The following is a 25,112-nucleotide window of genomic DNA, read 5'->3' on the forward strand; positions in this document are numbered from 1 at the left end:
TCGCTTATGAACGGCTCATCGGCACCCCCGCCGAGCTGAGCCAATAATCCCGGAAATTCCAGCTCCCGCTGGCCCAAAATTGGGGAGCACTTCAAATGGGCCAGAGCTTACTTCAAAATGGATTAACTCAACGGGGCAAGGTCAGAGATTTTCAAATGACGCCGCTTGGTGGCCGATCGCGATGATGCGGTCGATTCAATCATCCGTGAAACCAGGCACCAAGGCTGAGCCGGCGCAATCCTCTAGCATGAGGCAATGGTCTTATCTGATGCTTTTCATGCCCATCGACGTCGAAAAGGACCGCGCGATTAAACAATGGCAAGAGCTTCAAATTGCTTCCTTGGATTTCCAGCGCACCGCCGTCGGATTCAGACCAGCCCGGAGTTAAATATAGGAAGACCCCAACCGTCCTGCCTGCCCGCGCGTCACTGTGCGGCGCGATAAAATGCCCTGAAGACATACTATGGGCTTCAAGTACAGGACGATTGCATGGGCGGCGAGACAAACTTTCGATCCAGATGCGAAAATCGTCGCCAGCAAGGACCTGCCAGAAAGCCATGAGCACTAGTCGGTCCTCGACGTCGGTCGCCGCGTCGGAGAGAGCCTCGATCGAATCGAAACGAAAGAAGCGATCACGCACCGGCGTTTGCTCCCACTCTTTCTCGGTGACGAGTTGCGCGCGGGCCGACGGATGCGTTGACTCCATACGAGGTATGGATGCGAAGCGAGGCTCGAACTTGACGTTTCCAGTTAGGATCGTCGCAAGTTTGATTGCCATTGCCTTCACCAGAAATCCATCGACACAAAGTAGACGGTTCGGAGCGGCGGCGAGACTGTTTGCCTGGAGGTTGCGGACCGCCGGATCAAGCCAGTCCTGCCACGAATTAAACGATAGGATCATCGGCGTAGCACCATTGCAGAACAACCCATTGGACGCCAAGGTATACCACGATCAAAGACTTCCGTTGGACGTGAGCCTCTGAATAAGGCGGAAAATGCAACTACTAGGCGAGTTATTGAAGGCCTTGGCCGAACGAAAAGCCAACGATCGCGAATCCTTAAACGAGGTTCAGAGGGCACCCCGACAGATAAAAGCAACGTCTGTAGCAAAGGCGTAATTGCTTCTGGAAGGCTCCAGACGATCGACCGAGGTGTCGCAATCTCCCGAAACCCGTGTTTACGCAACCATTGCTCGGTCGCCTGAGACCCAACCACGAGCCGAATTTCCCCGCGTGGTCGTAAAACACGTAACATCTCTGCTAACCCAGACTTTCCACCCCGCTCCTCACTGATCTGGAAACCCATGCTTGAAACCACTGCATCGACGGATGCGTCGGGAAGTGGAATTGCGGAGAAGGAACCGACTTTACAGCACACGTTTCTCGCATCCTCTGACCGAAGGCTCAGAGTTCGTAGCAGTGGTTCTGAGGGATCAATGGCGACCACCTCCTTCGCATAGTTGGCTAAATGCAGAGTGAGCTTGCCGGAGCCTGCAGCAACCTCTGCCAGCCGCAAACCGTGAAATATGTTGCTTGGGAAAAGTTCGGTAAAGGGAAACTCTTGGCAAGCCGAGAACGCGTCGTAGCTTTCCGGAAAGCGCTGATACACGATCTCCCAAAAGTAAATCGAAAGAATCTTCGATGCTGCCCTAATTTGTTCCGCGCGATCATCAGGGGGTTCTCCTTTCGCTCCATCAAGATAGGCGAGACAATCTGGCCCTAGCTTTTTCATCAAACGACCGTGGGCAGGGGGTGCGAGAGTTCCGAAGGCGGCGCGTAGTTCGCGTGGGCTAATCGCGTGTTCCCAAGGGCGGAAGTTGTCCGCCAGATAGCGTGGTTCAAATTCCTCAAAGTGTGCGAGCGTCGGAAGCATCAGGTGGACGCCCTCACACGCAGTCGGTCGAATGGCTCGTCATCCTTGCCTCCTGTACAGAGTTCTACGTCGGAGAACCCCGCCTGTAGCAGCCAGTCTCTAAGTTCTGGGAACGCAAGAAGCCGAACCGAAAATTCGATCGCTTTACCTTCTTGTTTGCCTTCCTCGACGTAGATGCGGTCCGTCCGCAGATGGCCCGACCGCGAGTCGTATTTAAGCCGATCGATCATCAGTGAAGTCCCAAGTTCGACAACTATCGCATCCTTGAGCCGTGGGAGGAGAAAGTCCTTGTTCACAAGGTCCATTACGAAGATCCCGTTGTGATTTAGGCTTTCCCGAACACTTTTCAGAACGGTGCGGCACGCTTGATCATCGCAAAGGCCAAAGGAGGTGAACCAGGAGATGGCGACATCGTATCGCTTGGGAAGCGGTCCATTTGCGATATCCCATTCGAATACATCGACTGCTTGGCCCGCAGCTGCAGCTCTCGTCGCCGCCTCCGCCACCATGACTTTACTGGCATCCATGCCGGTCGCGCTGAAGCCGCGTTTTGCGAGCTCCCTGAGCAATCTTCCCTCACCACATCCAATTTCGATGAAGGACGTCTGTGAACCGGCGCGCGACATTCGAACAATGTCATCGACGTCCCGCGACGCACGACCTATCAGACCATCGTGGAAGCGAATGTATCGCTCGTCGAAGACATCGTTGAAGTTCAATGTTCTGCACTCCCAAGTTGCCGCTGAACTGCATTTCTGAACTCCGGGTATGTTGCGAGAGTCAGGGCGCGCAACGATGAACGAAGCTGCGGAACACTTCGTGGCCCTATCACAACTCTATCTACCGATGGCGAACACAGGCAAAAAGCTAAAGCTCGCTCAGCACGCGAAAAACCTGAATACTCTTCAAAGCTTTTATGAAAGCCATTCGACATCGCGCACAGACCCACTTTAACAGATTCAGAGAACCGAGAACGCAAATCATCGTCAGAGAATGGGTCGGTAGCATTGCGCGTCGCGAGGAAGCCGTATGCTAGTGGCTGCATTCCCCAGATGATCCAGCCACGCAACTTCGCCTCTCGTAGGGACGGCAACGCTCGATGCCATTGGATGCCGTTGTATTCGATCTGCAAAATGCCACCGGTAGTCTGGGGCAGATCCGTCACATCGAGATTATGGGTTGCGATGCCCATCGCATCCGCATTCAGGCGAACGGCAACAGTCTTCAGGAACGCGTGCAAATCACGGGAGTGAAGTAGTGCGGTTGGTGGATCTTTGATCATAATCGCATCAGGAGCAAAGCCAAGCAAGGCGGTAGCCGCCTCGAACTCCTTTGAAATATCATCTGCGGCGACGCGCGATACCGGTCTCCCTGCTTCATAAGGCCTCCCAAGTTTTATCCCAATCTTGGGTCTACGGTGAGTGTCGCCCAGCCAGCGGGCAAGTCGCCTCATTGACTCTCCGTTGCCGTATCCGGGAGCAACGTCGAACCAACCAATTCCTGCAGCCGCGGCCTCGTTGCAAACTTGGTTAAATTCATCCCAGGAGACGTGTCCGTAGGAAGCTGGTCCTAGCCCAGTACGATGTATGCCGCCCAGGCCCCAGGTGCCCAGGACAAGTCTGTCAGCGGGTGTCATCGACTCTACAGTCACTTGGCCGTTTCGCGGGTAGCGAAGGCAGTCTATCGAGAAGCTCAAGGACCATTGCCTTTTCCTCTGAAAGTTGAGGGGGATTAACGATGCGCCTTGAGCGCTCAACCGGTGTGCGCAGCGGGGATCTAACCATCAACGTAACGGTCCCTGGTTCAGGTGCGAAAACATGATGAAAGGCGCTGTGGGGCAGGTAGTAGCCATCACCTACGGCACACTTCATTTGCTTTCCGAAACGGAGCTTTGGGATCGTAAGGTCACCCTCGTTTATAAACAGCCATTGTACATAGCCGCCGCGAAGGATACGTGCCCCAAAATCAAAGTGATGGCGGTGTGCAGACTGCTTTTTTAGAGAAGCCAATCGCGAATACTCTGCGACGTCAAACCAATTTATGACTACCGTTGCGCTACTATTTGCAGCTATGCATATCGAGCGTGGCTGTATATCTTCTGGCTCCGGGTGTAGGTTCGCTAACCGAATTAGTTCTTTATCGCTAATGGATCGCAATAGGTCTGAGACAACAGATGGCCAATCGTCCCGCGTGAACAGAAGTTTTGTCACATCCTGTGCGAAAGAAGCCTCGTCGAGACTTACACTAAACAAGATTGAAACGTCCACCATCGACCTCCTGCCTCGCATTGGATGTATTGTAGCGATCTATCAGGTCGAGCTGTGAAACATACCTAATGCCACCCTCGCGTTGTTGTAGATAGATGGCGACCAAGCTTTGTTTGACCTTCAGGTCGTCGACAGCTTCGTCTATTTCCACGATAGCTTCGGTTAGTATCTCTCCAGGTGTTTTGCCTCCATGTCTTATCAATCTCAGGGAACGTAGCACTGGCTGAGACAACATACGATTGGCACTTTCCTCAAATGCGTCCAATACGCGTTGGGTCTCGTCGGTCCGAGCTGGAGGGCGGCGGCGCCACTCGTACGTAATCGCCGACTGGGCGGTTGCTATAAAGTTCATGAAAGAGATGAACTTCTCGGCGCTGATCGAAGCCACCGCCTTAACGATAGCGACGCCTGGGTCTAGGTAGCTACTAGTCATCTCCAAAGCTCCCTCGTTTAGCTGCCCCTGTCGCCTCATGTCGGCAGTGAGAGGAGCGCCATAGTGAGGGTCGACCGCGCTGTTGATTGTGGTGGGTTTGAGCTCTCCTATTTCCTTCAAAAAATCTAACCCAAGTTGAACTGTGTCCAGGGTGCTTCGGTAGTTGAAGAGCATAAATCCGGGCTGAAATGATAGTCCGAGCGATTTGACAGTGCGAACAGCGGCAACATTTTGCTCTACGCTATGGCCTTTGCCATAGAGCTTAAGATCTGCGCCAGAGCCTGCCTCGAGGCCAATGAAGACGTGCGCTAGACCGGCTCGCGCAAGCGGCTCAATCAATTCCGGCACAGCGTTTTCTGCGCGGCATGACATCGCAAAACTGACAGGAAGGTTCAGCGCAGAAAGTTCACGGGCGAACACATTTGCTCTCGCGCGACCTTCTTGCCCTCCTCCGAAAAACTCGTCATCAACAACTAGAATCTCACGCAGGCCAAATCGGTCATGCAAAGACGCAATCTCGCGCGCACAGCCTTCCGGATCGCGAGCAAGCCAGTCACCGGCGGCTAGGCGCCGGCCGTTTTCAAGACCGTAGAAACGTGGAACGCTACAAAACGAGCATCGGGCATGACACCCGCGGCTGGTTGAAACCGCAACCAGCCCGTCTCGTCGGATGACATCTGCGGTGAGGTCACGCGCTGGGTTCCCAAGTTCATCTAGATTCCGAATTCGCCTCACCGGCTGCTCTATCACTTGGTCGTTACGTCGGAACGCTACGCCGGGAGCATCTCGCCAATCCCTGCCAGTTGCCAGGGCATCCGCGATAGCAACGATGGTTTGCTCGCCCTCGCCGCGAACAACCCCATCGATTGTTGGCACTTGTTCGAGGATACTGCGCGCAAAAAATGAGACGGCATGACCTCCAACCACGATTGGCCCTCGGAACCCAGAGTCGTAAAGAAGCGCAGTAATCTTGCCGAGGTTAGTGGGGAACTTCTGCAAGACCGTTGTAAATCCTACAGCGTCCGACCTTTCGTTGAGAATTCGATTGACAGTTTCCTCGTCAGTCCAATCTTCGAGCATTCCATCAAGGAGGACGGCGTCGTGTCCATTTCGCCGTAGGGCCGAGGCTAAGTAGGCGATTGCCAAGCTTTCCACCGGCTTTGAGAATTTGTGAAGCACCTCTACTGGCGGGCGAACTAAGGCGAAACGGATCGGATGGCTTCGCATGAGACTGCCTCAAAACAAAAACTGTTGGCATTCCACTGTTGCCAGCGGCATGCCTAAGTTAGTAGCAAGGTCCGACCAGTGACGCCCAACGATGTCGCGACCGAGAGCGTTAAAGCCGGAACTTGGGACGACGAGAAGGTCCGCACCTCTCAGTGCGCCATTCAATTCCAGGTCAACGGCCTGTTGAAGGTCTCCGACCGTCGCCATGTCGAGCACTTGTATGTTCCCCCCGAGATATTTGTTGTGCGCGACCACCCATTTGATTTGTTTGCTCCACTCGGGAAGGAAGTCATCGACGATACGTGCCGCAGCCCCTTTCATCAGAGGCGACGTGATAATGGCGGGCGAACTGCATCCGGCGCTCACCAGAACTCTCTCCAATGCCATAGCATCTGAATGGCCGAGGGATGGCGCTGACACGATCCCAAGGGGAAACAAATATTTCCCAAATACAGGCCTTAGATACGGATATTTTGGGGGCGCTGCTGGGATTCGGCAAACGCGCAGACTGCCGGATCGGACGAATTCGACCTGAACCGGCGGGCGCAAGAGCAATGCAAGGCTCGTGAGTTCGGAGCGGCTGCGAATCTCAAAGTCACCGAGACGGGTGATGATGTCGCCCGGTTGCAGCCCGGCAATCGAAGCAGGGGAGTTGGGAATAACTCCCCATATATCAGCGCCGCGATAGAAATCCTGGTGAAAATTTGTTTCGTACGCGCTTGGAATTGAGACTATCGGAATTGGCCATCGGGCACGGGCCTCCTGTACCCAATCGATAACTTCCGCCCACCGCTTCTCGGTATCAAAGGGTGGGTCTGGAGGCAGCTTTGCCGTAAATCCAGGAAGATTGACACGTATGAACGCGGCGTCGTTGCGGTTTGCCTCGTCGATGACCATGTCGAAGTCGCTACGTTTGACGTCTGGAAATGCGGCAATGCTGACACCAAATGGAATTTCTCTACTGCGTAAAAGCTCAAGCGAGTGCGCGGCTTTGGCCGTTTGACCCGGGCGTTCCTGCATCATTTTTTGCCTGAGGATCGGGTCAGTTGCGTTAAGAGAAACGATCAGATCGACAGGGGCTACTCTCGCGAGAAGATCAACGACGCGTTCATCCAGAGGGTTGCCATTCGTGACAAAAAAGAAGGTGGACGCAGTTTTGTGGCGGAGTTCCGTCAAAACGTGAGTTAGGCTGGGATCCACGAGAAACTCGTTGATTTCCCACTGCGCTTTAAAAAGAGAGTGACGCTTCGAGGGATCATAGTATTTGAGGCGAGTATCGAGCTCGTCACGCGTGGCGACTTTCGCCCCTCGCGCAATCGCAAGCCCGCTAGGATTTCCGTGAAGATAGCAGAAGCTACAGCTCACATTACACACACGCGCCAGATACTCATAAACCTCCGACGGATGCCCATGCGAACTCACAATCCAATGCCGATTGTCCCTGAGCGAGAAACCTTTGATTTCAAGGGTTCCAGCGTCGTCGGAAAAGCGCAGCGTTTGCGACAACAGTGCCCAATGGTGGGCAAGCAGAAGGATGCGTGGTTCAGTGGCGGCTATACTATGAAGCGGTTGGAGTCGCCGGAGTCCAGGGAGCCGAACTTCAGCACGAGACCCTAACTGGGGTGCATCGCCGGCAAATGGTGGCGCGCCCCAAGGCCTTACCTGCCAGAGCTGGTCTCCTTCGCGCACTTCCAAATTTACAGATAGTCCGTTTGTATCGACGAAATCTACAAGGTCAGCAGCGTGCGACAGCCATTCAGCGGAATAGGCGCCGTCCGATGTAAGGGTGGAGAACTCACGTTCGGTAGGGGGAAGAGAAAAGGAGAAGACATGCTCGTCGCACTTGTCTGTCCTCTCAAATAGCTGGTTGAACTCCGCCACTGCTTTTTGGCCGGCTACGTGAAGTAAGCCTTCGCTCTCGCGTTGAAATACGGGGACTGACAGGAAAGATAGCATTCGAAAGTGAAAAAGCGCTAGATCTTCTCCGTGAAGTGCTTGCGCAGTGGTCGCGATTGTTCGCTCATCAAACCCTAAAGCCGATGCCTTCATTCGAAGGGTGCAAATGTTCAGCGATAGCCCGGCAGATACCACGTCCGTCGCGCTGAGGACGGCGCCAACGCAACCCTTGAGGTACTGTTCGAATGCCTCAAAGCCGGTCGACAAGCCCGACAATGAAGGCGCTATCAGCTCCGCAAGGGCATCCATATGTGTGGCGCCCATAGAACACCCAATCAAGCAAAAGCGAAATATACTTGGGGGATTTACGTAACTGCGCTGAGCATAGCGTGCTATACGACATTCACAGCTGAAATAGCCGCCGCAAGTTCCTTCGACAGAAGATCAGCCCGCCGCAAAAGATCTTCGCGTGTCCAACCCTTCGCTTTCAATAGCGCGTCGGATAGGCTCTTATCATTAAGAGCCGTTATTAATTCTTCAGGAGAAATGTCGAGATGATCTAAGCGACCAGGAAGTTTTTTTCCACCAGCCATTTTTGCGCTCCCAAAACTATCGAAGATATAAAACTATATTGCGAGAAGTGAGATGCTGAGTGTAACTAAACCACAATGTCCTGAACAATGCAACACATTGTTGCATTGTAAATTAGCGTTCCGCCACAATTTTGCAGGGATTTTGCCGCGCTGATTGCGTTTAGGCAAATTACTCAAAGCGCAAGGGCAAGTTGCGGCTCGTTCCCCATCGTCGACCGCGTCGAGCGCCGACTTCTGTCCCGAGAATCCCAAATGACGATCCGGGTTGCAACAAAGTTTCTGATTGCAATTTATGCTAAAGTTCGCTGTATTACTATCTAGCGGTCGCTTAGTTGCGGTAGAAGTTCTGACGGGTGGGGGCCTATGACTTCGATTCAAGATAGATTTAGAGCGCTTGTTGACGCTCGAACTGATGTTAAAACATTCGATGAAACCGCCCCGTTGCTCCACGGTTACATTGGATTAGCTTACTGCGAGTTGCCAACGGTGGTAGGCAGAACCGCTCCGTTCGATTTTTTCCAAACAACCGTTGTTGTGCCTCCGCCGCCGTCGCGTAGTGAGGGACAGACGATCTTTATGTTTCCTGGAGTTCAGCCTTCCCGGAATTCGGCGCACATCTCCATCCTCCAGCCGGTGCTGCAGTGGGGGCCGTCTGCCGCCGGCGGAGGAAATTCCTGGACTGTTCAGTCCTATTATATCCGCGGTACGCCTCAAACTGGCCTCGACGTAGGTGCCTACTCTGCACGCCGGGATGTGGGCCCAGGCCAACGGTTGGATGCCGTGATCAAGCTTGAGGCCGGTCCAGGCGCTTCCGGAAGGAAGACCTACTTCTACTCGAGCGACCTCGTGGGAATTGAGGGTACATTCCTCGGGATCGACGTCCCGGAACCCTTCGTGCAAGTCGGCCTAGCGCTTGAAGTCTATAATGGTTCGACCTGCGCCGCCCTCCCCAGCAGTGGGTACCTAACATTCGAGTCCGTATTGAAATCAAATGGCGCCCCGGTCTCCCCGGCTTGGGGAATTCGAGCGGGAACCATGTGTTCTTTCACCGCGACCGCCGTCGATCGCAATGGCGTCCAAGAGATTGCATTTGGATATAATGTATCCGGTTAGCAATGGCACGTGAAACTATCGACCATTCTTTAAAGGGAGGGGTATGATGATTGAATTCGGGAAGCATGATCCAATTGTCGTGGTCCTGTCTGGCGGGATCGATTCCTCCGTATTGCTCTACTCGGCGATCGAAGCCGGCAAGCAGGTGACCCTTTTTCACGGCTACTACAACAAGCCGAGCTCGCAGCACGAACTAGCGTTCGCAAAATGGGCGAGCCAAAACTTTCGGCTGCCTCTTGAGGTGGTGGATCTGTCAGGTATCACATCGATGCAGGTCGGATATGTAGACCCAGTCCAAATCGCATCCGATGAAGCGGATATGAAGGCTGAGGAGCTGAACAACGAAAATGCCATTTCCGGCTTTCACACGCTGGTCAGCGCGGTAGCTTATTTCACTCAAATAACCGGGAACGCTGCCTTTGCCCTCGGTCTCATCGCCGAACAGGAGGCAAGACGGCCGGAGCTCAGGATTGCGTTGGATCTTTTTGAGCAGTTTCTTCAAAAGCTCAATCCACACTCAGCTGCTCCAGCGCTTCTTTCCCCACTATTGGGGCTAGCGAAAAAAGACGTGATCAAGCTCGGAGCGCAGATGAACGTTCCTTTGGAGAGAACATGGAGTTGCTCGGCCGCTGTTCAGAGCAGCAACCATTGTGGTGTCTGCTCCCAATGCAACGAGAGAAAGCAGGCGTTTATAGACTCCGGCGTTCCCGACGTCACAACTTACTCAGCATAGAGCTGCAACATCAACAACGTGCTGGTTTCAGTGCATAAATTTGTAGACTTACGCCTGACCTCAGTCCTGCAACCCGCATCTGCGCAACGTTCGAATCATGGTCGCTCATCTGCTGCGCTCCCGGAAACAGTGAATTGAGGTGGATGTCGGAAACTCTGCGTGAGCGCTCGTATTGGAGGGGACAGAACAACTGTCCACGGGACTAAACATCTAGCCCGTTGGAATGCGGCGACCGTTGGCCTCGGTCGTCCAAACAAAAACCTCGGACCATCAAGCGCTGAGAAGACGCCGCCGTTGAGGATATGGAGACACGTCAACCTGCGCCAAGGACACCTGCTAGGTTGTCGCCACAACAAAGAGGCCACCGAATTCGGTTGGCGGTGAATTGTGGCCACCTTCTCTTAACCGTGCGCGTGAATGGCGTTGCATTGACCACCTTCGAAAGTGCAAGCATGCTTGTCCCGTCTTTGATGGTGGAGCGAAAGATGGAGGAAGTTTCATTTGCTGACGTGAGGGACCGTCGCGGGCTTTGGCTGACGCTGAGCGATTCAGAGAATCTTATTGCCCAAAATCGAAATCTTGTAACGCCCTTTCCCGCGGTGATTGCCGACCACATCCGAGACCATTTTTACGAGGCAAGGAATGCGGCGGAAGTTCTTTGCAATTTTGTGGCATTCGAAAATCTCTACATCGACAAGCTGTCGCTTCATAACTGGAAAGGCAGCATGAAGAAGCTTGAAGAAGCGCTTGGACCCCTGGCCGAAATGGTGAAACTTGTCGAGGTCGACCTCGACGTCTACAAGGCCGCCATTATGCAGGCGATGGCCTACATCGGTGAAGCGGGACTCGACCAAAAATACCTGGAGACAAGCACTCGGCATAAAGGCACGTCGGAATATTTCGACGGAGGTCTTAAAGAGATGTTGGACAGGATGTTCAAAGACCACGGATTTCCATCGATCCCGTCTCAATTTGTGGACTCGCAGGGGAGCGTGGAGAGGGTTCTTTTTTATGCCAACGTGCAAAGGTTTAGCGGGGCGCCAGTTCGCCTTGCCGCGTCCCATCGCGCAGCGCTGCGTGATTTCGAAGGCGCTCTGCCGCTGTCGATCATCGAAGTGGTCGAGGGGACCAATGCGCTCGATCATGTCCAGGCGAATGTCGGATCGCATGCTCCCAAACTTCTCGACACGCCTATACCCCCTATATTCGAAATGATCATTGATCAGCTCAAGGAAAGCCATTCGAAAATATCAATGGCCGAAGCTATCATCAACATCCGCAACGGGTGGGAGGGGCAGTGTTTCCGAGCGTATCTCTGGGACGTACAAGAAGCGCTGGCTTCCAAGAATTATCCAAAGCTTGCAAATCTCAAAAGCAGTCTGGTTTCTCATCTGCGTGAATTCGATGCCGCAGGGACCTCGTTAACGAGATGGACTAGGCGCTTAAGCTTGACGCTTGTTCCTGGCACGCTCATTGAGATTCCGCTCTCGCTTCGAGTTCCGAGGCACCACAATCACGACTATATCGGCTTCATCGGACGATGGCTGGGACCAAAGGCTACAACCGCACACCCGGACCGAGTTCCGTAAATAAGCTTTACCCCACTGACACCGAAAAAGCGGGGTCAACGGTCTGGCACGGCTAGATGTGAACTTTCCGGGCCAGAGTCCGGCTTGTTGCTACGGGGTTCACGATTCAGGCCAGTAAGATCGCATAATGGATCGAAGGGAACCGGCCTTGAGGCGAATAGAAAAGTGCGGCTTGCAGAGCACACAGGAAATTCGCACTAGCGGCGCGCGTGCGAATCCATTCAAGACTCGAATAAGGTAGTCGGACGTTGCCCGTCGTTAGAAAGCCTATCGGTATATGGAATTGGGCGACATTGATTAATCGGGAAAATCGTTCGGCGTACCGTTGGAGGCTCATTCACCCCAGCCAATACCTCGCCCCCGGGCCTTTGCGCCCTGCCACGTCAGCAGGGTTCGCCAAGTTACATCGGTCGATCGACAGGCAACCGCAACCGATGCATTCGCCAAGACCAGACCGCAGGCGCTGTAACTCGGCTATGCGTTGGTCGATACGTTTTGCCCACACGCTCGACAACCGCGACCAATCCCGACGTGACGGTACGCGATCGGCCGGCAGCTTGGCGAGCTCGGCGCCGATCTCCTCAAGCGTCAACCCGATCCGCTGTGCAAAGACGATGAAAGCGATCCGACGCAATGCGGACCGGTGGTAGCGTCGATGTCCCGAGCCGGCGCGCTCGGATGCGATCAACCCACGCTCCTCGTAGAAGCGCAGAGCTGATGAGGCAACGCCGCTGCGTCGCGACACGTCGGTGATGGTCAGCATCGAATCCATGCATAAACAAAAGCACGAAGCTCTCTTGACTTCAAGTTAACTTGAACTTGTAGCAGTTAGGTACCCATTGAAGGAGCACCGCAATGCAGGCGAATATCGATCTTCAAGGACTTCGCGTAGGAATCACCGGCGGCACTTCCGGCCTCGGACTGGCGCTTGTGCGGCAGCTTGCCGGGAAGGGTGCGAGCATTGCCTTCGTCGCCCGCACCGCCGCGAATGTCGGATGCGTCGCAGCCGAGACGGGCGCGCACGGCATTGTCGCCGACATCGGCAAGAAGGAAGACATCTATCCGATTGCGATGCAGATCAGTGCCAACCTTGGCGGGGTCGATGTCCTGATCAACAATGCATCGAGCCTCGGTCCTGTGCCTCTGGCGCTTCTTGCCGATACGGAGTGCGAGGAGCTGGAAGCGGCGCTCGTAGTCAACGTTCTCGGCGTCTTCCGGCTGACGAAAGCCCTGTTCGGTGCGCTTGCTGCGTCCGCGCGCGAGGGCCGCGGCGGGCTGGTGATCAACATCTCCAGCGATGCGGCGGTCAACGCCTATCCCGGCTGGGGCGCATATGGCGCGAGCAAGGCAGCGCTTGCCCATCTGACGGCAATCTGGGACTCGGAGTCGAACCCAGATGGAATAAGGTTTGTTGCCCTCGACCCGGGCGATATGGACACCCCGCTGCACGCGCTGGCGCTGCCAGACGCCGATCGGTCGACCTTGAAAGATCCGGAACTGGCCGCTGCCGAGATCATCGAAAAGATGCTCGACGCGTTGCCGAGTCACGATGCGCTTACCGCCGGAGCCCACGCGTGATCGCCGCTGATCGCCTCGATCGGCAATCGGCCAGGCTGCTCGTCGTGGAGGCGGACGGCACGATGCGCGACCTGCCGCGGGCAAACCTCGGGACGTTATTCGATCCTGGCGATCTGGTGGTCGCCAACGACGCTGCGACCTTGCCTGCCAGCCTGCACGGCACGCATCTCCAATGTGGAAAGACAATCGAGGTCCGCTTAGCCGGCTGGCTCTCAGCTTCCGCTCCAGTCCGCTTCACGGCGATCGTCTTCGGCTCGGGCGATCACCGCACCCGCACGGAAGATCGGCTACCGCCGCCTGCGCTGTCATCAGGCGATCGCCTCCAGCTCGGTCCAATTCAAGCCAGGGTCGAGCGCGTTCTCGACCATCCTCGCCTTGTCGAGCTCAGCTTCCAAGGCACCCGAGCAGCCATGTTTACAGGATTGGCGCAGCATGGCAGGCCGATTCAATACGCGCATGTTCCCGAGCCGCTGGCACTGTGGGATGTTTGGACGAGGATTGCCGCCCGGCCGGTCGCGTTCGAGGCGCCATCAGCTTCCTTCGCGCTTGACTGGCGCACACTGCAAGCTTGGCGTCGGCGCGAGATCGGTTTTGCAACACTCACGCATGCCGCGGGCATTTCTTCCACCGGCGATCCCGCGCTCGACTCGCGCCTTCCCTTCGACGAGCCGTACCATATCCCTGAATGTACCGTGTCGCAGGTAGCGCGGGCGAAACTCAGGGGCAGCCGCATCATCGCGATCGGCACGAGCGTCGTGCGCGCACTTGAAGCAGCCGCCGCTCCCGATGGCAGCGTGCGCGCCGGAGATGGTATTGCGACAGGGCGCATCGCATGTGGCACTCCGCTCCGCGTCGTCGATGCGGTTCTCACTGGCGTCCACCAGCCGGGCGAAAGCCATTTCGAGCTGTTGCGGGCCTTCGCCGACGACGGCCTCCTTGCCAGTGCCTCCACCGCTCTAACTGCATGCGGTTACCGTGCGCATGAATTCGGCGATTCAATGCTGCTCAACCGGCAACCGCTGCTTTATCGGCGCGAACCTTAGATGGATAGAGCAGTTTGCATCGCCGTTCCTTGGCTGGCCCGCCGGCACTGAAGCGTCGCGTAAGCCCGGTTGGAACATCGGCTCGCTCGCGCAAGGTGGTGCTCGGCGCCACCATGATCAATGGCAGGATTCAGCAGGAGGCGGACGCGGAACACCTCGTCGCTCAGTAGATCTTCGATCTCTCGGCCGATCTGTCGTGCCTGCCGGGCGCGACAGTGAATCCTGGCCGCCGACCGGACGCGGCGGCAACGTGTTTGCGCACGGCTCTTCAGCCCGGATTCTAGCGAACGGCCGCGCCGGGGCTTCGCCTGGGAGATATGTTTGTGCCGGACCTTTGATATCGATACCCTGAAGATCAAAGGCAGGAATTTTCAGTAGATTTGCTGCTGACTAATAGTAGCCAGGCGCAGCGGTGTTTCGATTCCCATCAAGGCGAAGGTCCATTCGCATCCGACTGTACGGTCTCGGTCTTCAGTTTGGAGTTTAGCCGAAATGGTTCGTCGGCAGCTTGGTTGAAATTGTGGCATTAGATCACCTGCTCGACAACTTGTGGCAAACCACTCCACTGCTTTGAGGAGTTTTCGGGCGCCAGGCGCGGAAACTCATGCCTGTCTCCATTTGGAAATGGCGCTGGAAGCTTGGGGGACATGGCCGCACGTGACGCAAGTTCATGGAGAGGTCAATCGGCACCCGGTTCGTTCCGGATGTGTGAAACGATGCTGCGGAGGCGTTCGGATGCAGGCGAGGGAAGGGACAGCGGCGGACCGGACTCGTCTCAAGCTGGTCGAGAATGACGGCGACAAGCCATTCGGCACGGGCACTGCCGTCGTTCGCACGCGGTATCTCCAGGAACGCCAGGATAAGTTCGCGCAGGAGCGGTGTCGTACCGATCACGCAGACCTGGGAGGGCAGGTTCACGACAGCATCAAGCTTGGTGCCTCCAAAGGAAGATCGCGAAGATGGAAGATTGCGCGACCAACGGGTTCCGCCTCATCGTCGATCAACAAACGGCAGTAAAGATGCATTGAGACACTGTTCCTGACGGTCCTCAGGGCATCGATCGCCTTGAAAATGAGGAGAGAGCTGCTGTTGAATAGGTTGACGGTACGTCCGGCCTGGGCGCCGCCGCTGTCGATAGCTTTGAGCGTGCAGAGCGTAGGAAAAAAACTGCTGCCGACGGACCTGGTCACCGGCAGCCAATCTACCCTGGGAGGGGAAAGGCAAGTGGACGACACTTTGAGCTTGGCTTCAGGTCTCCGTCCAACGCTTAGTACTTTAAAGCGCCGCACCGAGCGGTGGGCTGCTGAAGTTGCCGATCAATAAGCATCTTATTTTGTTCGGTGATCGTACCAAAGCGAAAGTTGCCGAGCGCCACGTGTATACTGGCGTGTGCGCCTTTGCATCGAGAGCAACTCCAGCCGCTTCTTGTCGGGGGCGATAGGCCTCTGCATCGAAATCCACATTAGGCTTGTGGCCGTCATGGGACTGGAAGCAGCGGGTGCGGTCTGTCTGACTGAGCTAGCGCTCCGCAATAGGGATGATGCAGCCTGTCTTGCTCTTCAGCGTGTGACTAAGGGAAAGATAGAGCATTTCTGTGTCCGCCACCAAATTATTCAGGGGCTAGATTGGGTGAGAGGTCACTATCGAGCCGTCCTTTACCAAGTGGAAATATGCGAGATGTAGTCGGCGGCGACATGCGTAATTCTTAACACCTGTCTTAAGCGACCCTTTAGGCAACATGAATTGTGATCTTAGTCGTTTCCGGCATTTTCTCAAAAAGTTCGACCGGCCGCGATTTTGTGACACGAGGTGAAGCTATGGTGAGTGAGGAAAACCAGTTTTTTGTTGGAGGGAAATGGCAGGAATTTGCCAACATAGCCCGTTTGCCGGTCGTTGATCCCGCCTCGGAACAAGTCGTCGGGCAGATTTCGGCGGGCGATGCTCATCATGTCGATTTAGCGGTTGCCGCGGCGCGTAGGGCCTTCCCCGCCTTTTCTCAATCGTCTGTGCTGGAAAGGCTCGCGCTGCTTGGAAGGATGCATTCGCTCCTCATGGAACGAGCGGAGACGTTCGCAGAAGCGCTTGTCATGGAAATGGGAGCAGCGATCAGCTTCGCGCGCGCGTCCCAGGTGCCGTTTGCTGCCGAGCACATCCGTGTCCAGATGGAGATTCTCGAAGAGTACCGGTTCGTGACCGTTGACGGACGCACCGCGACCGCCAAGGAACCGATCGGAGTATGCGCGCTGATCACACCGTGGAACTGGCCACTTTACCAGATCACCGCCAAAGTCGCTCCCGCTATCGCGGCAGGCTGCACCGTCGTGCTCAAGCCTAGCGAACTGTCCCCTTATAGCGCTCTGCTCTTCGCCCAGTTGATGCATGACGCCGGCGTTCCGCCAGGCGTGTTTAATCTTGTCAACGGCACTGGCGAAGCCGTCGGAGCAGCACTCGCCAGCCATCCTGACGTTGATATGATCTCGATCACCGGTTCCACCCGCGCAGGGGTACTCGTCGCGCAGGCTGCCGCACCGACCGTGAAGCGCGTGGTTCAGGAGCTCGGCGGCAAGTCGCCAAACATTTTGCTCGACGATGCCGACTTCCGCGAGGCGGTCGCGAAGGGCGTGCTCGCCGGCATGCGCAATGTGGGCCAGTCGTGCAGTGCGCCGACGCGCATGCTCGTGCCCGCAGATCGGCTCGAGGAAGTCGAGGAGTTGGCAAGCGCTACTGCGAGTGCCATCCGCGTCGGCGCCCCGCTTGATCCGGCGACCGACATGGGCCCGATTGCCAACCGTGCTCAGTTCGAGCGCGTGCAGGTGATGATCCAGGCCGGCATCGATGATGGAGCGAAGCTGCTATGCGGCGGCTTGAGCCGGCCGGCCGGGCTCGATAGGGGCTTTTTCACACAGCCGACGATTTTTTCTCGGGTGACATCCGACATGCGCATTGCTCGTGAGGAGATTTTCGGTCCCGTACTTTCGATTATGCCCTACAAGGACGAGGAAGAGGCAATCAGTATTGCCAACGACACCGTCTATGGATTGGGTGCCCATGTCCAGTCTTCAGATCCGGAGCGGGCGCGGCGGGTGGCGCTGCGCATTCGTGCCGGCCAGGTTCATATCAACTATCCCGCCTGGGATGGAGCGGCTGCGTTCGGTGGCTACAAGCGGTCCGGTAACGGCCGTGAGTATGGCGTATACGGGCTCGAAGAATATCTTGAGACGAAGTCCATCCTCGGTTATTGACGTGGCGGCACCGCCGGGTCGACCCGCCAGGGAAGCGGTTTCAGAGACTGACGAAGCATCGTCAGGAAAGCGGCAGTACGCGCACTTCGGCCGTGCCGCGATCCGAGGATGGCGACGATATCGGCCGACGGAAGCTTCCAGTCGGGAAGCACCTGCTTCAGACGTCCCCCGGCGAGGTCTTCTGCAACGGCCCATTCGGAGCGCATCATGATGCCCTGACCAGCCAGCGCCCAATCCCGAATGACGGCACCATCGTTGCTCGACATTACGGGATTAACGCGCACTGTCGCACTTTCCTGCCGTGATCCCTTAAACCGCCAGAGCGTGACATTCTCCTCGTTCTCGCGAACGACGAGACAGCGATGTCGCGCCAGATCGGCGGGGGTAGAAATGGGCGCAGCCGAAGCAAGGTATTCTGGACTTGCGCAAAGAATTCGATGGTTCGGCGCCAGTGTCGTCACCACCTGGTCCAGATGCGCGGATGCCCCAATGTGAACAACCACCTCATAACTGTCGACGATCAGCGCTGTGGGATGGTCGGACAATTGCAGGGTCGCAGCGGCGTTGTGATGCTCTCGAGCAAACGCCTCCACGACCGGGGCCACATAGCTCCTTCCAAATCCGTGAGGCGCTGCGACCCTAAGGTGCCCCCGAACCGCACCCTTCCGGTCAGCCAAGGCTTCGGCAAGGGAATCTATGGCATCGCTGACAATCACGCTGTGAGAAGCGACCAGTGAGCCCTCCTCGGTAAGGCGCAGATGGCGTCCGGACCGGTCGATCAGCCTTACCCCGACCTTCTCTTCAAGCGCACGCAGGCGCTGGGTCACTGCCGGAGGCGTCACGTTCAGCTTTCGCGCGCTTTCCGCGAGAGACTTCGACCCCGTGAGAACCGAGAAGAAAGCAAGATCGTCCGACGTGAGCATTAATCTGCACCTGAAGCGCTAATTCACTGAGTGTTAATTGCCATCTTTAGGGTTTGGCGACAAGGTAAGCTTCTGGTTGGAAATCGGATTAATTTCTAGCCCAGACGGAGCCCACCATGTGGTCAGTGCACACGGGGCCGCGGTGTGCCCCTAGACATGATGGAGAACCTGCAATGAATGCTAAAGAGCTACTCGACCACCTTGTCGCCTTTCCATCTGTCGTCGGGACTCCTAACGGCGAAATCGTGGGATGGGTGAGAGGCTATCTCGAAAGTAATGGCGCCACAGTGACTGTTTTGCCCGGCCCCGAAGGCGATCGGGCGAACCTATTCGCCACCATCGGCCCGAAAGACGCGCGCGGCTACATTCTTTCGGGCCATATGGATGTCGTTTCGGCATCCGAACCGACATGGACATCGGATCCCTTCCGCCTGCGCGCGGTGGGCGATCGGCTTTTCGGCAGGGGGGCGTCCGACATGAAGGGCTTTCTTGCCGCCGCGCTTGCCGGGCTTCCCGCTATGGCGAAGATGCAATTAAGCCGCCCGATCCACTTCGCCTTCTCGTATGACGAGGAAGCGGGCTGCCGCGGTGTACCGCACATGTTACAGCGGATCGAAAACCTGTGCGCGCCGCCCTTGGGAGCAATTATTGGCGAACCGAGCAGCATGGTGGCGATCCGCGGCCACAAGGGAAAGGCCGCCGCCCGCATCGAGATCCATGGCACGACCGGCCATTCATCGCGCCCTGACAAAGGCCTGAACGCCATTCACGCCATGACTGCGGTGATGGACGCGACGCTGAAGACTGTCGATGCCCTGCGAAACAGTGCCTTAGACCCGAACTTTGAGCCGCCTTATTCCACCCTGCAGATCGGGACGATCACGGGCGGACGCAGCGTCAACATCATCCCGGATCTTTGCACCCTGGAACTGGAAGCCCGCGCCGTGCCTGGCGTATCGCCAGCGGTTCTTCTGGAACCCATCAAGACAACTGCCGAGGCCCTCGAGAATGAAGGTTTCCGCACCGCGTGGGAAATCAGCAGCACCTATCCGGCGCTTTCGCTTGATGCCGACGCACCGCTCGCCCGACTGTTAGAGGAACTAACCGGAGCGCCGACATTGGCTGCCGTCAGCTACGGCACCGAGGCCGGACTCTATCAGGCCGCTGGCATCGATGCGATCATCTGCGGCCCCGGGGACATCTCCCGCGCCCATCGCGCCGACGAATTCATCCGCCTCGATGAACTCGCTGCTTGCGAGCAAATGATCCTGCGGCTAGCCAAAACGCTACGACACTGAGAGGGCGCCCCGTGGTTTTCTGGTTCAATTCGGATCGAGAGAGGGGCCGGGTTTTCGCGGAGTCTTTTGCCCGTGAGTTGCCCGATCTACCTCTCGTGATGGACATTTCAGAACACGATCCGGACGAGATCCTTTACATCCTGACTTGGACTGCGCCGCCTGATCTTCATCGTTTCAGGAACCTGAAGGTCGTCTTCTCGATCGGTGCCGGTGTCGATCAATTCAAGCCAGAATCGCTTCCGCCAAACGTCATACTCGTCCGCATGGTCGAGGACGGTATCGTGCGGATGATGCAAGAATATGTCACGCTCGCCGTGCTCGCCCTGCACCGAAAGTTGAAGGTCTATATCGAACAGCAGGCTGATGCCGCCTGGCTCCCGCTTCCTGTGCGGCAAGCTGGCGAGCAGCGGATCGGCATCCTTGGCCTTGGCATGCTCGCCCAAGCCGTTATTGAGCGACTGAAACCCTTCGGCTTTCCGCTTGCCGCATGGAGCCGCTCAAAACGACAAGTGGATAGTGTTGATTGCTATCACGGCCCGGACGGGCTCATGCCGTTCCTTGCCCGCACCGACATCCTGGTCTGTCTCCTGCCGCTGACCCAAGAGACGCAAAGACTACTCGACGCTGGGGTCTTCGCGGCCCTCCCAGCGGGCGCGGCACTCGTCCACGTCGGGCGCGGCGCGCAACTCGATCATGACGCTCTCATTGCGGCTCTCGATGATGGACATCTGTCAGGTGCGGTCATCGATGTCACTGAACCTGAGCCCTTGCCTTCAGAACATGGTTTCTGGAGGCATCCGAAGATCATCCTTACACCGCACATCGCAAGCGTCACGCAAGCAGAGACGGCGGCCGGCGCCGTCATCGACAACATCAAACGGCTTCGCGACGGTCTTGACCCGATCGGGCTCGTCGATCGCGACCGCGGTTATTGAAGCTACAACTCAGGAGAGCAAGGAGAAAACATGTCCCTCCTCAAGACCATAGTACCCAACAGCACCGAAGCGCCTCGCGAGTCCAAGCCGGGGCCGGAACGCCTCATCTCCGGCGATCCTTCTTTCAAGAGCTGGCCCCAAGACGTTGCGCGAGACGACATGATTCACACCGGCGTCTGGGAAGCGACACCGGGGCTGACGCACTCCGTCAAGGGAGAGACATTCGAATTCTGTCACATCCTTCAAGGCGTCGTGGAAATCACCCCGGACGGCGGTGAACCGGTGACCTACAAAGCAGGCGATAGTTTCGTGATGAAACCGGGATTCATCGGCACATGGCGCACCGTGGAGACGGTCCGAAAGATCTACGTCACTGTCAACTAACCAGCTCCGCCGCCTCCGGTCCGCGCGTTGCGACCGATCGGCCTAGCCAACAACGAACCGTAAATCGGCGGAGAAGCATTGCTCTCCGCCGATGTGAGAGCCCGACGCGAACTCGGCGCAGAAGACGTGGGCTTCAACATATGATCGGCAAGGGTTAGTCCGCTTGTCGATGAGAGGCTGTGCGCCAGTCCGGGAGCCTCTTCATTCGAAGCCCCATATGTGAACAACAGCTCGAATCGGCCTGGTCGCTGGAACGATCATAGTTCGCTCGCATGCAGCGATGGTGGCGCAATTTTGGGCGTCAAGGAGTGGCATGGTCCGCCATTTGAGTTCGGACCCGGGACTGTTGTTGGGCGGACACTTGCCCATTTTAACCGATCTACACCGGATTATCTTCGGATTGCCGAGGAGAGGGCGAACGCAGTCAGTGTATCGCGCACGCCGGGCATCTCGGCAATTAATTGCCAAATTTGGCGGATGCGGTCGGCCTCAGGGGACTCGACCCGCACGAGGAGATCGAAATCGCCGGTCATAACGTCGCAAGCAACGACTTCTGGGATCTTCCGTAGCGCCTGAATGACTTCGCCGCCCCGCATGCGATCGTGCCGATAGACGAAAATCAATGCGGTTGTGACGTTTTGGCTATTCCCTCCATCCGCGGTGAGGATTGTATATCCCTTGATGAAACCTTCTCGTTCCAGACGTTCGATTCGCACCCGCACGGCGTTGCGAGAAAGGTTCACCTTCGCCGATAAATCCGCGTGCGAGATACGGGCGTTGGCCTTCAATTCGGCAAGTATCTGTTCGTCAGTTCGATCGAGAAGATATTTCATGGAGATTGAGTCGGGTCGCTTAACCAAAAATGTCGGTGGTTACGGACCGATAAGCTAACACGGCGATTTCCGGTAGTAATATTCTTTCCTTTCGGCTCGCAAATCGCTTCGATGTCGAAGCCATTATGAACCCTGGCAGCGCCTTCTTTTCCGCATCTGTTAGGACGCGGACTCCCTGATAACCCTGCAACAGTGCCCGCGCCCGCTCCTTGTTCAGATCTCCGTTGATTTCGCCCGCCCAATCGACAAGCGCATCAGCAAGCTCCGACACGAGCGCATCCTCGTGCCGAAGCCTGAAGTTGATTACCCCGCTGACTTCTTCTCCGAGGAAAAAGACGTTCTCCTGGACCAATGCGCCATGAATTGCGCCAGTGGGAAGATCCGTCGATTTCCACTTCGCTTTTCGTTCCAAGACAGTGTGCATTTCAGCCATCACTCGGCCCAGGCTGAGGCATTTTGCCGGGTTTGCAAATGTGGGTGAGGCGCCGGGTACGAAGCTGACGATGGCAACCAATCGACCTGCAGCCCGAGACGTGGCGTGGCCATCGACAGTGCGGAGCGGCTTCGGGCAGGGGACGCCATGACGATAAAGCGCCTCCATGGTTTCGAAGGCCCTTTCCAGATCTGAAGGTTGGGCTCCGTTCTCGAAAAGGGTAACGATGAATTCGCCTTCCCTCGTCCGAAACAGATAGGTCGTCTCGGAGTCACCGTCCGCAATGCCAATCACCGACAGAAGCGACGTAAAACCATAAGCCGCGGTAATGAGTTGGCGATCTTCGTCAGAAATCTCGGTAAAAACAGCCATTTCCCACCCTTGTGCGGACGATGAACCCATCAGAAATTTGCGAAGGCCGCGCTACCTTCGAAAAGCTCTTCAACCTGACTGGAGGCTAAGATCCCTTCCTCTTCCACGACCTGGCGCAGCCCCCGCCTTTCGGTCAGGGCTTTCTTGGAAAGTTGCGCTGCCTTACTGTAGCCGACAAGCATCGCCAACGGTGTCGCAAGGACAAGAGACTGATCGAGGAGGTCCTTACAACGGTCGACATCAACTTCAATGCCGGCGACGCACCGCTGCTTGAAAATGTCCATACCCCGCGTCAACATCCGCATGGACTGTAGGATGTTGAGGATGATCACGGGCTCCATCGCATTGAGTTGCAACTGCCCCGCACTTGCCGCCAGAGTGACCGTGAGATCATTGCCGATAACCTGAAATGCGATTTGGTTCATCATCTCTGGAATGACGGCGTTGACTTTGCCGGGCATGATCGAGGAACCGGCCTGGACGGGCGGAAGTCGGATTTCCCCCAGGCCGCTCCTCGGGCCACTGCTCAAGAGCCGCAGATCATTGCAGACCTTTGTCAGCTTCACAGCAATCCGCTTGAGGACGCTGGAGATGGACACGAAACCACCGGTGTCGGAGGTGGCCTCAATCAGATTTCGAGCTCGGATGAGCTGGATACCAGAAATCTGTGTGAGGTGGATGCAAGCCGCGGCTGGAAAGCCGCGGGGGACGTTGATCGAAGTTCCGATCGCCGATCCGCCGATATTAACCTCTTTCAACAGCCTGGAAGCGGATTGCAGTTGGTTGATATCTTCGTCGATCAGCTCGGCGAACGCATCAAATTCCTGCCCGGCTGTCATTGGGACGGCGTCCTGCAACTGAGTGCGACCGACCTTCAGCGCAGTCGCATATTCACGTGCCTTGGCGCGGAATGCATCGCGTAGCCCGACCTGGGACTCGATCAGCCCTTCGCAAGCACGAAGAATGGTCAGACGCAGTGCGGTCGGATAGACATCGTTTGTCGATTGCGACAGGTTCACGTCATCATTCGGATGAAGCTTGTCATAGTCGCCGACCTTCGCACCGAGCTTCAAGAGCGCCAGGTTCGCGACAACCTCGTTCACGTTCATGTTGGTGGATGTTCCGGCGCCACCCTGCATCATATCGACCGGGAAATTCTCATCAATGCATTTCAACGCGATGAGCTCATCGCAAGCCTCTGAGATCGCTGACGCCTTTTCCGCTGACAGCAGGCCAAGCTCAGCGTTTGCGCACGCGGCTGCTTTCTTCACCATAGCCATAGATTGAACGAGTTCAGGGAAGTCTTTCAGGCGAAGGCCTGAAACGGTGAAGTTGAGCTCGGCTCGACGCGTATGGATACCGTAGAGAACGTCACCGGGGATAGGGAGGGGGCCGATCAAATCGGTCTCTATGCGTTCAATTTCCATTCGCCGCTCCCCTAGTCCAGAATCCCGGCGTGGCGCATGACATGAGTGATAACCTCTTTAACAGGATGGCTCACCTCCACGAGAGGAAGGCGCAGGTCACCGCGGATCTTCGAGAGTTGCGTCAGCGCGAATTTCACGCCAGCCGGGCTGGTCTCGAGAAATAGCGCGCGATGCAAGGGCATCAGTCGATCTTGAAGAGCCAGTGCCGCCGCGAAGTCGCCTTTCAAGCATGCCCGCTGGAAGTCTGCACACAGCCGGGGAGCAACGTTCGCGGTCACCGAGATGCAACCGTGACCGCCATGGGCCATGTAACCCAGCGCCGTGCCGTCTTCGCCAGTGAGGAGATTGAACTCATTGCCGCAGGCCATACGCTCCAGCGACGGTCGCAAGAGATTGCCTGTCGCGTCCTTGACACCCTTGACGTTCGGACAATCCCTGAAAATACGGGCAAGTGTTTCGACTTCAATATCGATTACGCTCCGACCAGGGATATTGTAGACAATGATCGGAACCGTAGCTTCAGCGTCGATGGCCTTGAAGTGCTGATAGATTCCCTCTTGGGTGGGTTTATTGTAGTAGGGCGCAACGATCAGCAAACCGTCCGCGCCGGCCTCCTGTGCGTGCCGCACGAAGCTGATCGCTTCCTCGGTGCTGTTGGACCCGGCGCCGGCAATGACCGGAACCCGACCATTCGCTGCCGCGATCGCGAGTTCCACGACTCGCATATGTTCGGCATGGCTGAGGGTCGGGCTTTCCCCCGTTGTTCCACAGGGGACAAGCCCTGACGTGCCTTCGGCGATCTGCCATTCAATGAGGTTGCGGAGGGCTATCTCATCGACTTCCCCATCGGCAAAAGGGGTGACAAGGGCAGTGATGGATCCTTTGAACATCTTGACTTCCAAAAACGACGATGGATTCAAA

The 25,112-nt window shown here is 56.5% G+C and carries 22 protein-coding genes and 1 pseudogene; 8 read left to right on the forward strand and 15 right to left on the reverse strand.

Annotation, left to right across the window (positions count from 1 at the left end):
• Nucleotides 1-199 precede the first annotated feature (199 nt).
• The 7 genes from GGI60_RS30220 to GGI60_RS30250 form a co-directional block, all read right to left on the reverse strand.
• Nucleotides 200-901, reverse strand: a complete 702-nt coding sequence (locus GGI60_RS30220; RefSeq protein WP_183919747.1) for a 2OG-Fe(II) oxygenase — start codon at nt 899-901, stop codon at nt 200-202.
• On the reverse strand, nt 898-1,872 hold the full coding sequence (locus GGI60_RS30225; RefSeq protein ID WP_183919745.1) for a class I SAM-dependent methyltransferase: 975 nt from the start codon (nt 1,870-1,872) through the stop codon (nt 898-900). Before GGI60_RS30225 ends, GGI60_RS30220 begins: the two co-directional genes overlap by 4 nt.
• Nucleotides 1,872-2,591 (reverse strand): class I SAM-dependent methyltransferase, encoded by a 720-nt coding sequence (locus GGI60_RS30230; protein WP_183919743.1) that lies wholly within the window; start codon nt 2,589-2,591, stop codon nt 1,872-1,874. The genes GGI60_RS30225 and GGI60_RS30230 overlap by 1 nt, the downstream gene beginning before the upstream one ends.
• Entirely contained in the window at nt 2,588-3,508 is a 921-nt protein-coding gene (locus GGI60_RS30235; protein ID WP_246720535.1) for an aldo/keto reductase, read from the reverse strand. The genes GGI60_RS30230 and GGI60_RS30235 overlap by 4 nt, the downstream gene beginning before the upstream one ends.
• 608 nt (nt 3,509-4,116) lie before the next feature.
• The gene (locus GGI60_RS30240; RefSeq protein ID WP_281414069.1) at nt 4,117-5,799 is read right to left on the reverse strand and encodes a B12-binding domain-containing radical SAM protein; all 1,683 of its coding nucleotides are present in this window, start codon (nt 5,797-5,799) and stop codon (nt 4,117-4,119) included.
• Between the two features lie 9 nt (nt 5,800-5,808).
• Nucleotides 5,809-8,004, reverse strand: coding sequence for a radical SAM protein (locus GGI60_RS30245; RefSeq protein WP_183919737.1), 2,196 nt, complete (start codon nt 8,002-8,004; stop codon nt 5,809-5,811).
• Between the two features lie 83 nt (nt 8,005-8,087).
• Nucleotides 8,088-8,288: a hypothetical protein gene (locus GGI60_RS30250; protein ID WP_183919735.1), complete on the reverse strand. Its 201-nt coding sequence runs from the start codon at nt 8,286-8,288 to the stop codon at nt 8,088-8,090.
• A gap of 1,156 nt (nt 8,289-9,444) precedes the next feature.
• On the opposite strand from GGI60_RS30250, the gene GGI60_RS30255 reads away from it, so the two are divergent.
• The gene (locus GGI60_RS30255; protein WP_183919733.1) at nt 9,445-10,134 is read left to right on the forward strand and encodes a 7-cyano-7-deazaguanine synthase; all 690 of its coding nucleotides are present in this window, start codon (nt 9,445-9,447) and stop codon (nt 10,132-10,134) included.
• A 428-nt stretch (nt 10,135-10,562) separates the two neighbouring features.
• Nucleotides 10,563-11,723 carry a hypothetical protein gene (locus GGI60_RS30260; RefSeq protein WP_183919732.1) on the forward strand — a complete coding sequence of 387 codons (1,161 nt, stop codon included), beginning with the start codon at nt 10,563-10,565 and terminating at the stop codon, nt 11,721-11,723.
• Nucleotides 11,724-12,060: 337 nt separating this feature from the next.
• On the opposite strand, the gene soxR is transcribed toward GGI60_RS30260, so the two are convergent.
• A complete protein-coding gene (gene soxR, locus GGI60_RS30265) occupies nt 12,061-12,495 on the reverse strand; it encodes a redox-sensitive transcriptional activator SoxR (protein WP_183919730.1) in 435 nt (144 codons plus the stop codon).
• Between the two features lie 83 nt (nt 12,496-12,578).
• Here soxR and GGI60_RS30270 point away from each other — a divergent pair, with 83 nt between their 5' ends.
• Both GGI60_RS30270 and GGI60_RS30275 read left to right on the forward strand, forming a co-directional pair.
• Nucleotides 12,579-13,301, forward strand: coding sequence for an SDR family NAD(P)-dependent oxidoreductase (locus tag GGI60_RS30270; RefSeq protein ID WP_183919728.1), 723 nt, complete (start codon nt 12,579-12,581; stop codon nt 13,299-13,301).
• On the forward strand, nt 13,298-14,344 hold the full coding sequence (locus GGI60_RS30275) for an S-adenosylmethionine:tRNA ribosyltransferase-isomerase (protein ID WP_183919726.1): 1,047 nt from the start codon (nt 13,298-13,300) through the stop codon (nt 14,342-14,344). Before GGI60_RS30270 ends, GGI60_RS30275 begins: the two co-directional genes overlap by 4 nt.
• Nucleotides 14,345-14,871: 527 nt before the next feature.
• Here GGI60_RS30275 and GGI60_RS32695 read toward each other — a convergent pair.
• A pseudogene (locus GGI60_RS32695) lies at nt 14,872-15,271 on the reverse strand (AraC family transcriptional regulator); the annotation flags it as partial.
• On the reverse strand, nt 15,259-15,534 hold the full coding sequence (locus tag GGI60_RS30280; RefSeq protein WP_183919724.1) for a hypothetical protein: 276 nt from the start codon (nt 15,532-15,534) through the stop codon (nt 15,259-15,261). The pseudogene GGI60_RS32695 and the gene GGI60_RS30280, both read right to left, overlap by 13 nt.
• Nucleotides 15,535-16,161: 627 nt before the next feature.
• Here GGI60_RS30280 and GGI60_RS30285 point away from each other — a divergent pair.
• Nucleotides 16,162-17,586: an aldehyde dehydrogenase family protein gene (locus GGI60_RS30285; RefSeq protein ID WP_183919755.1), complete on the forward strand. Its 1,425-nt coding sequence runs from the start codon at nt 16,162-16,164 to the stop codon at nt 17,584-17,586.
• On the opposite strand, the gene GGI60_RS30290 is transcribed toward GGI60_RS30285, so the two are convergent.
• Nucleotides 17,580-18,509 (reverse strand): LysR family transcriptional regulator, encoded by a 930-nt coding sequence (locus tag GGI60_RS30290; RefSeq protein ID WP_183919722.1) that lies wholly within the window; start codon nt 18,507-18,509, stop codon nt 17,580-17,582. The two genes, GGI60_RS30285 and GGI60_RS30290, sit on opposite strands and share 7 nt — an antisense overlap.
• 173 nt (nt 18,510-18,682) lie before the next feature.
• Between GGI60_RS30290 and argE the strand changes: the two genes are divergently transcribed.
• From argE to GGI60_RS30305, 3 genes are read left to right on the forward strand one after another with little or no spacing between them, the layout of a single operon-like run.
• Nucleotides 18,683-19,807, forward strand: coding sequence for an acetylornithine deacetylase (argE, locus tag GGI60_RS30295; protein WP_183919720.1), 1,125 nt, complete (start codon nt 18,683-18,685; stop codon nt 19,805-19,807).
• Nucleotides 19,808-19,818: 11 nt separating this feature from the next.
• Entirely contained in the window at nt 19,819-20,742 is a 924-nt protein-coding gene (locus GGI60_RS30300; protein WP_183919718.1) for a 2-hydroxyacid dehydrogenase, read from the forward strand.
• Nucleotides 20,743-20,772: 30 nt separating this feature from the next.
• A complete protein-coding gene (locus GGI60_RS30305; RefSeq protein WP_183919716.1) occupies nt 20,773-21,126 on the forward strand; it encodes a cupin domain-containing protein in 354 nt (117 codons plus the stop codon).
• A gap of 389 nt (nt 21,127-21,515) precedes the next feature.
• On the opposite strand, the gene GGI60_RS30310 is transcribed toward GGI60_RS30305, so the two are convergent.
• The 4 genes from GGI60_RS30310 to dapA are packed head-to-tail and all read right to left on the reverse strand — an operon-like array spanning nt 21,516 to nt 25,081.
• On the reverse strand, nt 21,516-21,959 hold the full coding sequence (locus tag GGI60_RS30310; RefSeq protein WP_183919714.1) for an Lrp/AsnC family transcriptional regulator: 444 nt from the start codon (nt 21,957-21,959) through the stop codon (nt 21,516-21,518).
• Nucleotides 21,960-21,978: 19 nt separating this feature from the next.
• Complete coding sequence (locus tag GGI60_RS30315; RefSeq protein ID WP_183919712.1) at nt 21,979-22,764, reverse strand: homoserine kinase; 786 nt, start codon at nt 22,762-22,764, stop codon at nt 21,979-21,981.
• 29 nt (nt 22,765-22,793) lie between these two features.
• Complete coding sequence (locus tag GGI60_RS30320; protein ID WP_183919710.1) at nt 22,794-24,191, reverse strand: aspartate ammonia-lyase; 1,398 nt, start codon at nt 24,189-24,191, stop codon at nt 22,794-22,796.
• Between the two features lie 11 nt (nt 24,192-24,202).
• Entirely contained in the window at nt 24,203-25,081 is an 879-nt protein-coding gene (dapA, locus tag GGI60_RS30325; RefSeq protein WP_183919708.1) for a 4-hydroxy-tetrahydrodipicolinate synthase, read from the reverse strand.
• Nucleotides 25,082-25,112 lie beyond the last annotated feature (31 nt).

This window comes from Rhizobium lentis, from assembly GCF_014200175.1.
GTDB classification, from domain to species: domain Bacteria; phylum Pseudomonadota; class Alphaproteobacteria; order Rhizobiales; family Rhizobiaceae; genus Rhizobium; species Rhizobium mulingense.

Bases quoted from the DNA above. Each gene is read 5' to 3' on its own strand.
- argE (WP_183919720.1), top strand. From the start codon at position 18,683: ATGAATGCTAAAGAGCTACTCGACCACCTTGTCGCCTTTCCATCTGTC.
- GGI60_RS30285 (WP_183919755.1), top strand. From the start codon at position 16,162: ATGGTGAGTGAGGAAAACCAGTTTTTTGTTGGAGGGAAATGGCAGGAA.
- GGI60_RS30240 (WP_281414069.1), bottom strand. From the start codon at position 5,799: ATGCGAAGCCATCCGATCCGTTTCGCCTTAGTTCGCCCGCCAGTAGAG.
- GGI60_RS30315 (WP_183919712.1), bottom strand. From the start codon at position 22,764: ATGGCTGTTTTTACCGAGATTTCTGACGAAGATCGCCAACTCATTACC.
- GGI60_RS30220 (WP_183919747.1), bottom strand. From the start codon at position 901: ATGATCCTATCGTTTAATTCGTGGCAGGACTGGCTTGATCCGGCGGTC.
- GGI60_RS30235 (WP_246720535.1), bottom strand. From the start codon at position 3,508: ATGACACCCGCTGACAGACTTGTCCTGGGCACCTGGGGCCTGGGCGGC.
- GGI60_RS30320 (WP_183919710.1), bottom strand. From the start codon at position 24,191: ATGGAAATTGAACGCATAGAGACCGATTTGATCGGCCCCCTCCCTATC.
- GGI60_RS30305 (WP_183919716.1), top strand. From the start codon at position 20,773: ATGTCCCTCCTCAAGACCATAGTACCCAACAGCACCGAAGCGCCTCGC.
- GGI60_RS30290 (WP_183919722.1), bottom strand. From the start codon at position 18,509: ATGCTCACGTCGGACGATCTTGCTTTCTTCTCGGTTCTCACGGGGTCG.
- GGI60_RS30250 (WP_183919735.1), bottom strand. From the start codon at position 8,288: ATGGCTGGTGGAAAAAAACTTCCTGGTCGCTTAGATCATCTCGACATT.
- GGI60_RS30225 (WP_183919745.1), bottom strand. From the start codon at position 1,872: ATGCTTCCGACGCTCGCACACTTTGAGGAATTTGAACCACGCTATCTG.
- GGI60_RS30255 (WP_183919733.1), top strand. From the start codon at position 9,445: ATGATGATTGAATTCGGGAAGCATGATCCAATTGTCGTGGTCCTGTCT.
- soxR (WP_183919730.1), bottom strand. From the start codon at position 12,495: ATGGATTCGATGCTGACCATCACCGACGTGTCGCGACGCAGCGGCGTT.
- dapA (WP_183919708.1), bottom strand. From the start codon at position 25,081: ATGTTCAAAGGATCCATCACTGCCCTTGTCACCCCTTTTGCCGATGGG.
- GGI60_RS30310 (WP_183919714.1), bottom strand. From the start codon at position 21,959: ATGAAATATCTTCTCGATCGAACTGACGAACAGATACTTGCCGAATTG.
- GGI60_RS30270 (WP_183919728.1), top strand. From the start codon at position 12,579: ATGCAGGCGAATATCGATCTTCAAGGACTTCGCGTAGGAATCACCGGC.
- GGI60_RS30245 (WP_183919737.1), bottom strand. From the start codon at position 8,004: ATGGATGCCCTTGCGGAGCTGATAGCGCCTTCATTGTCGGGCTTGTCG.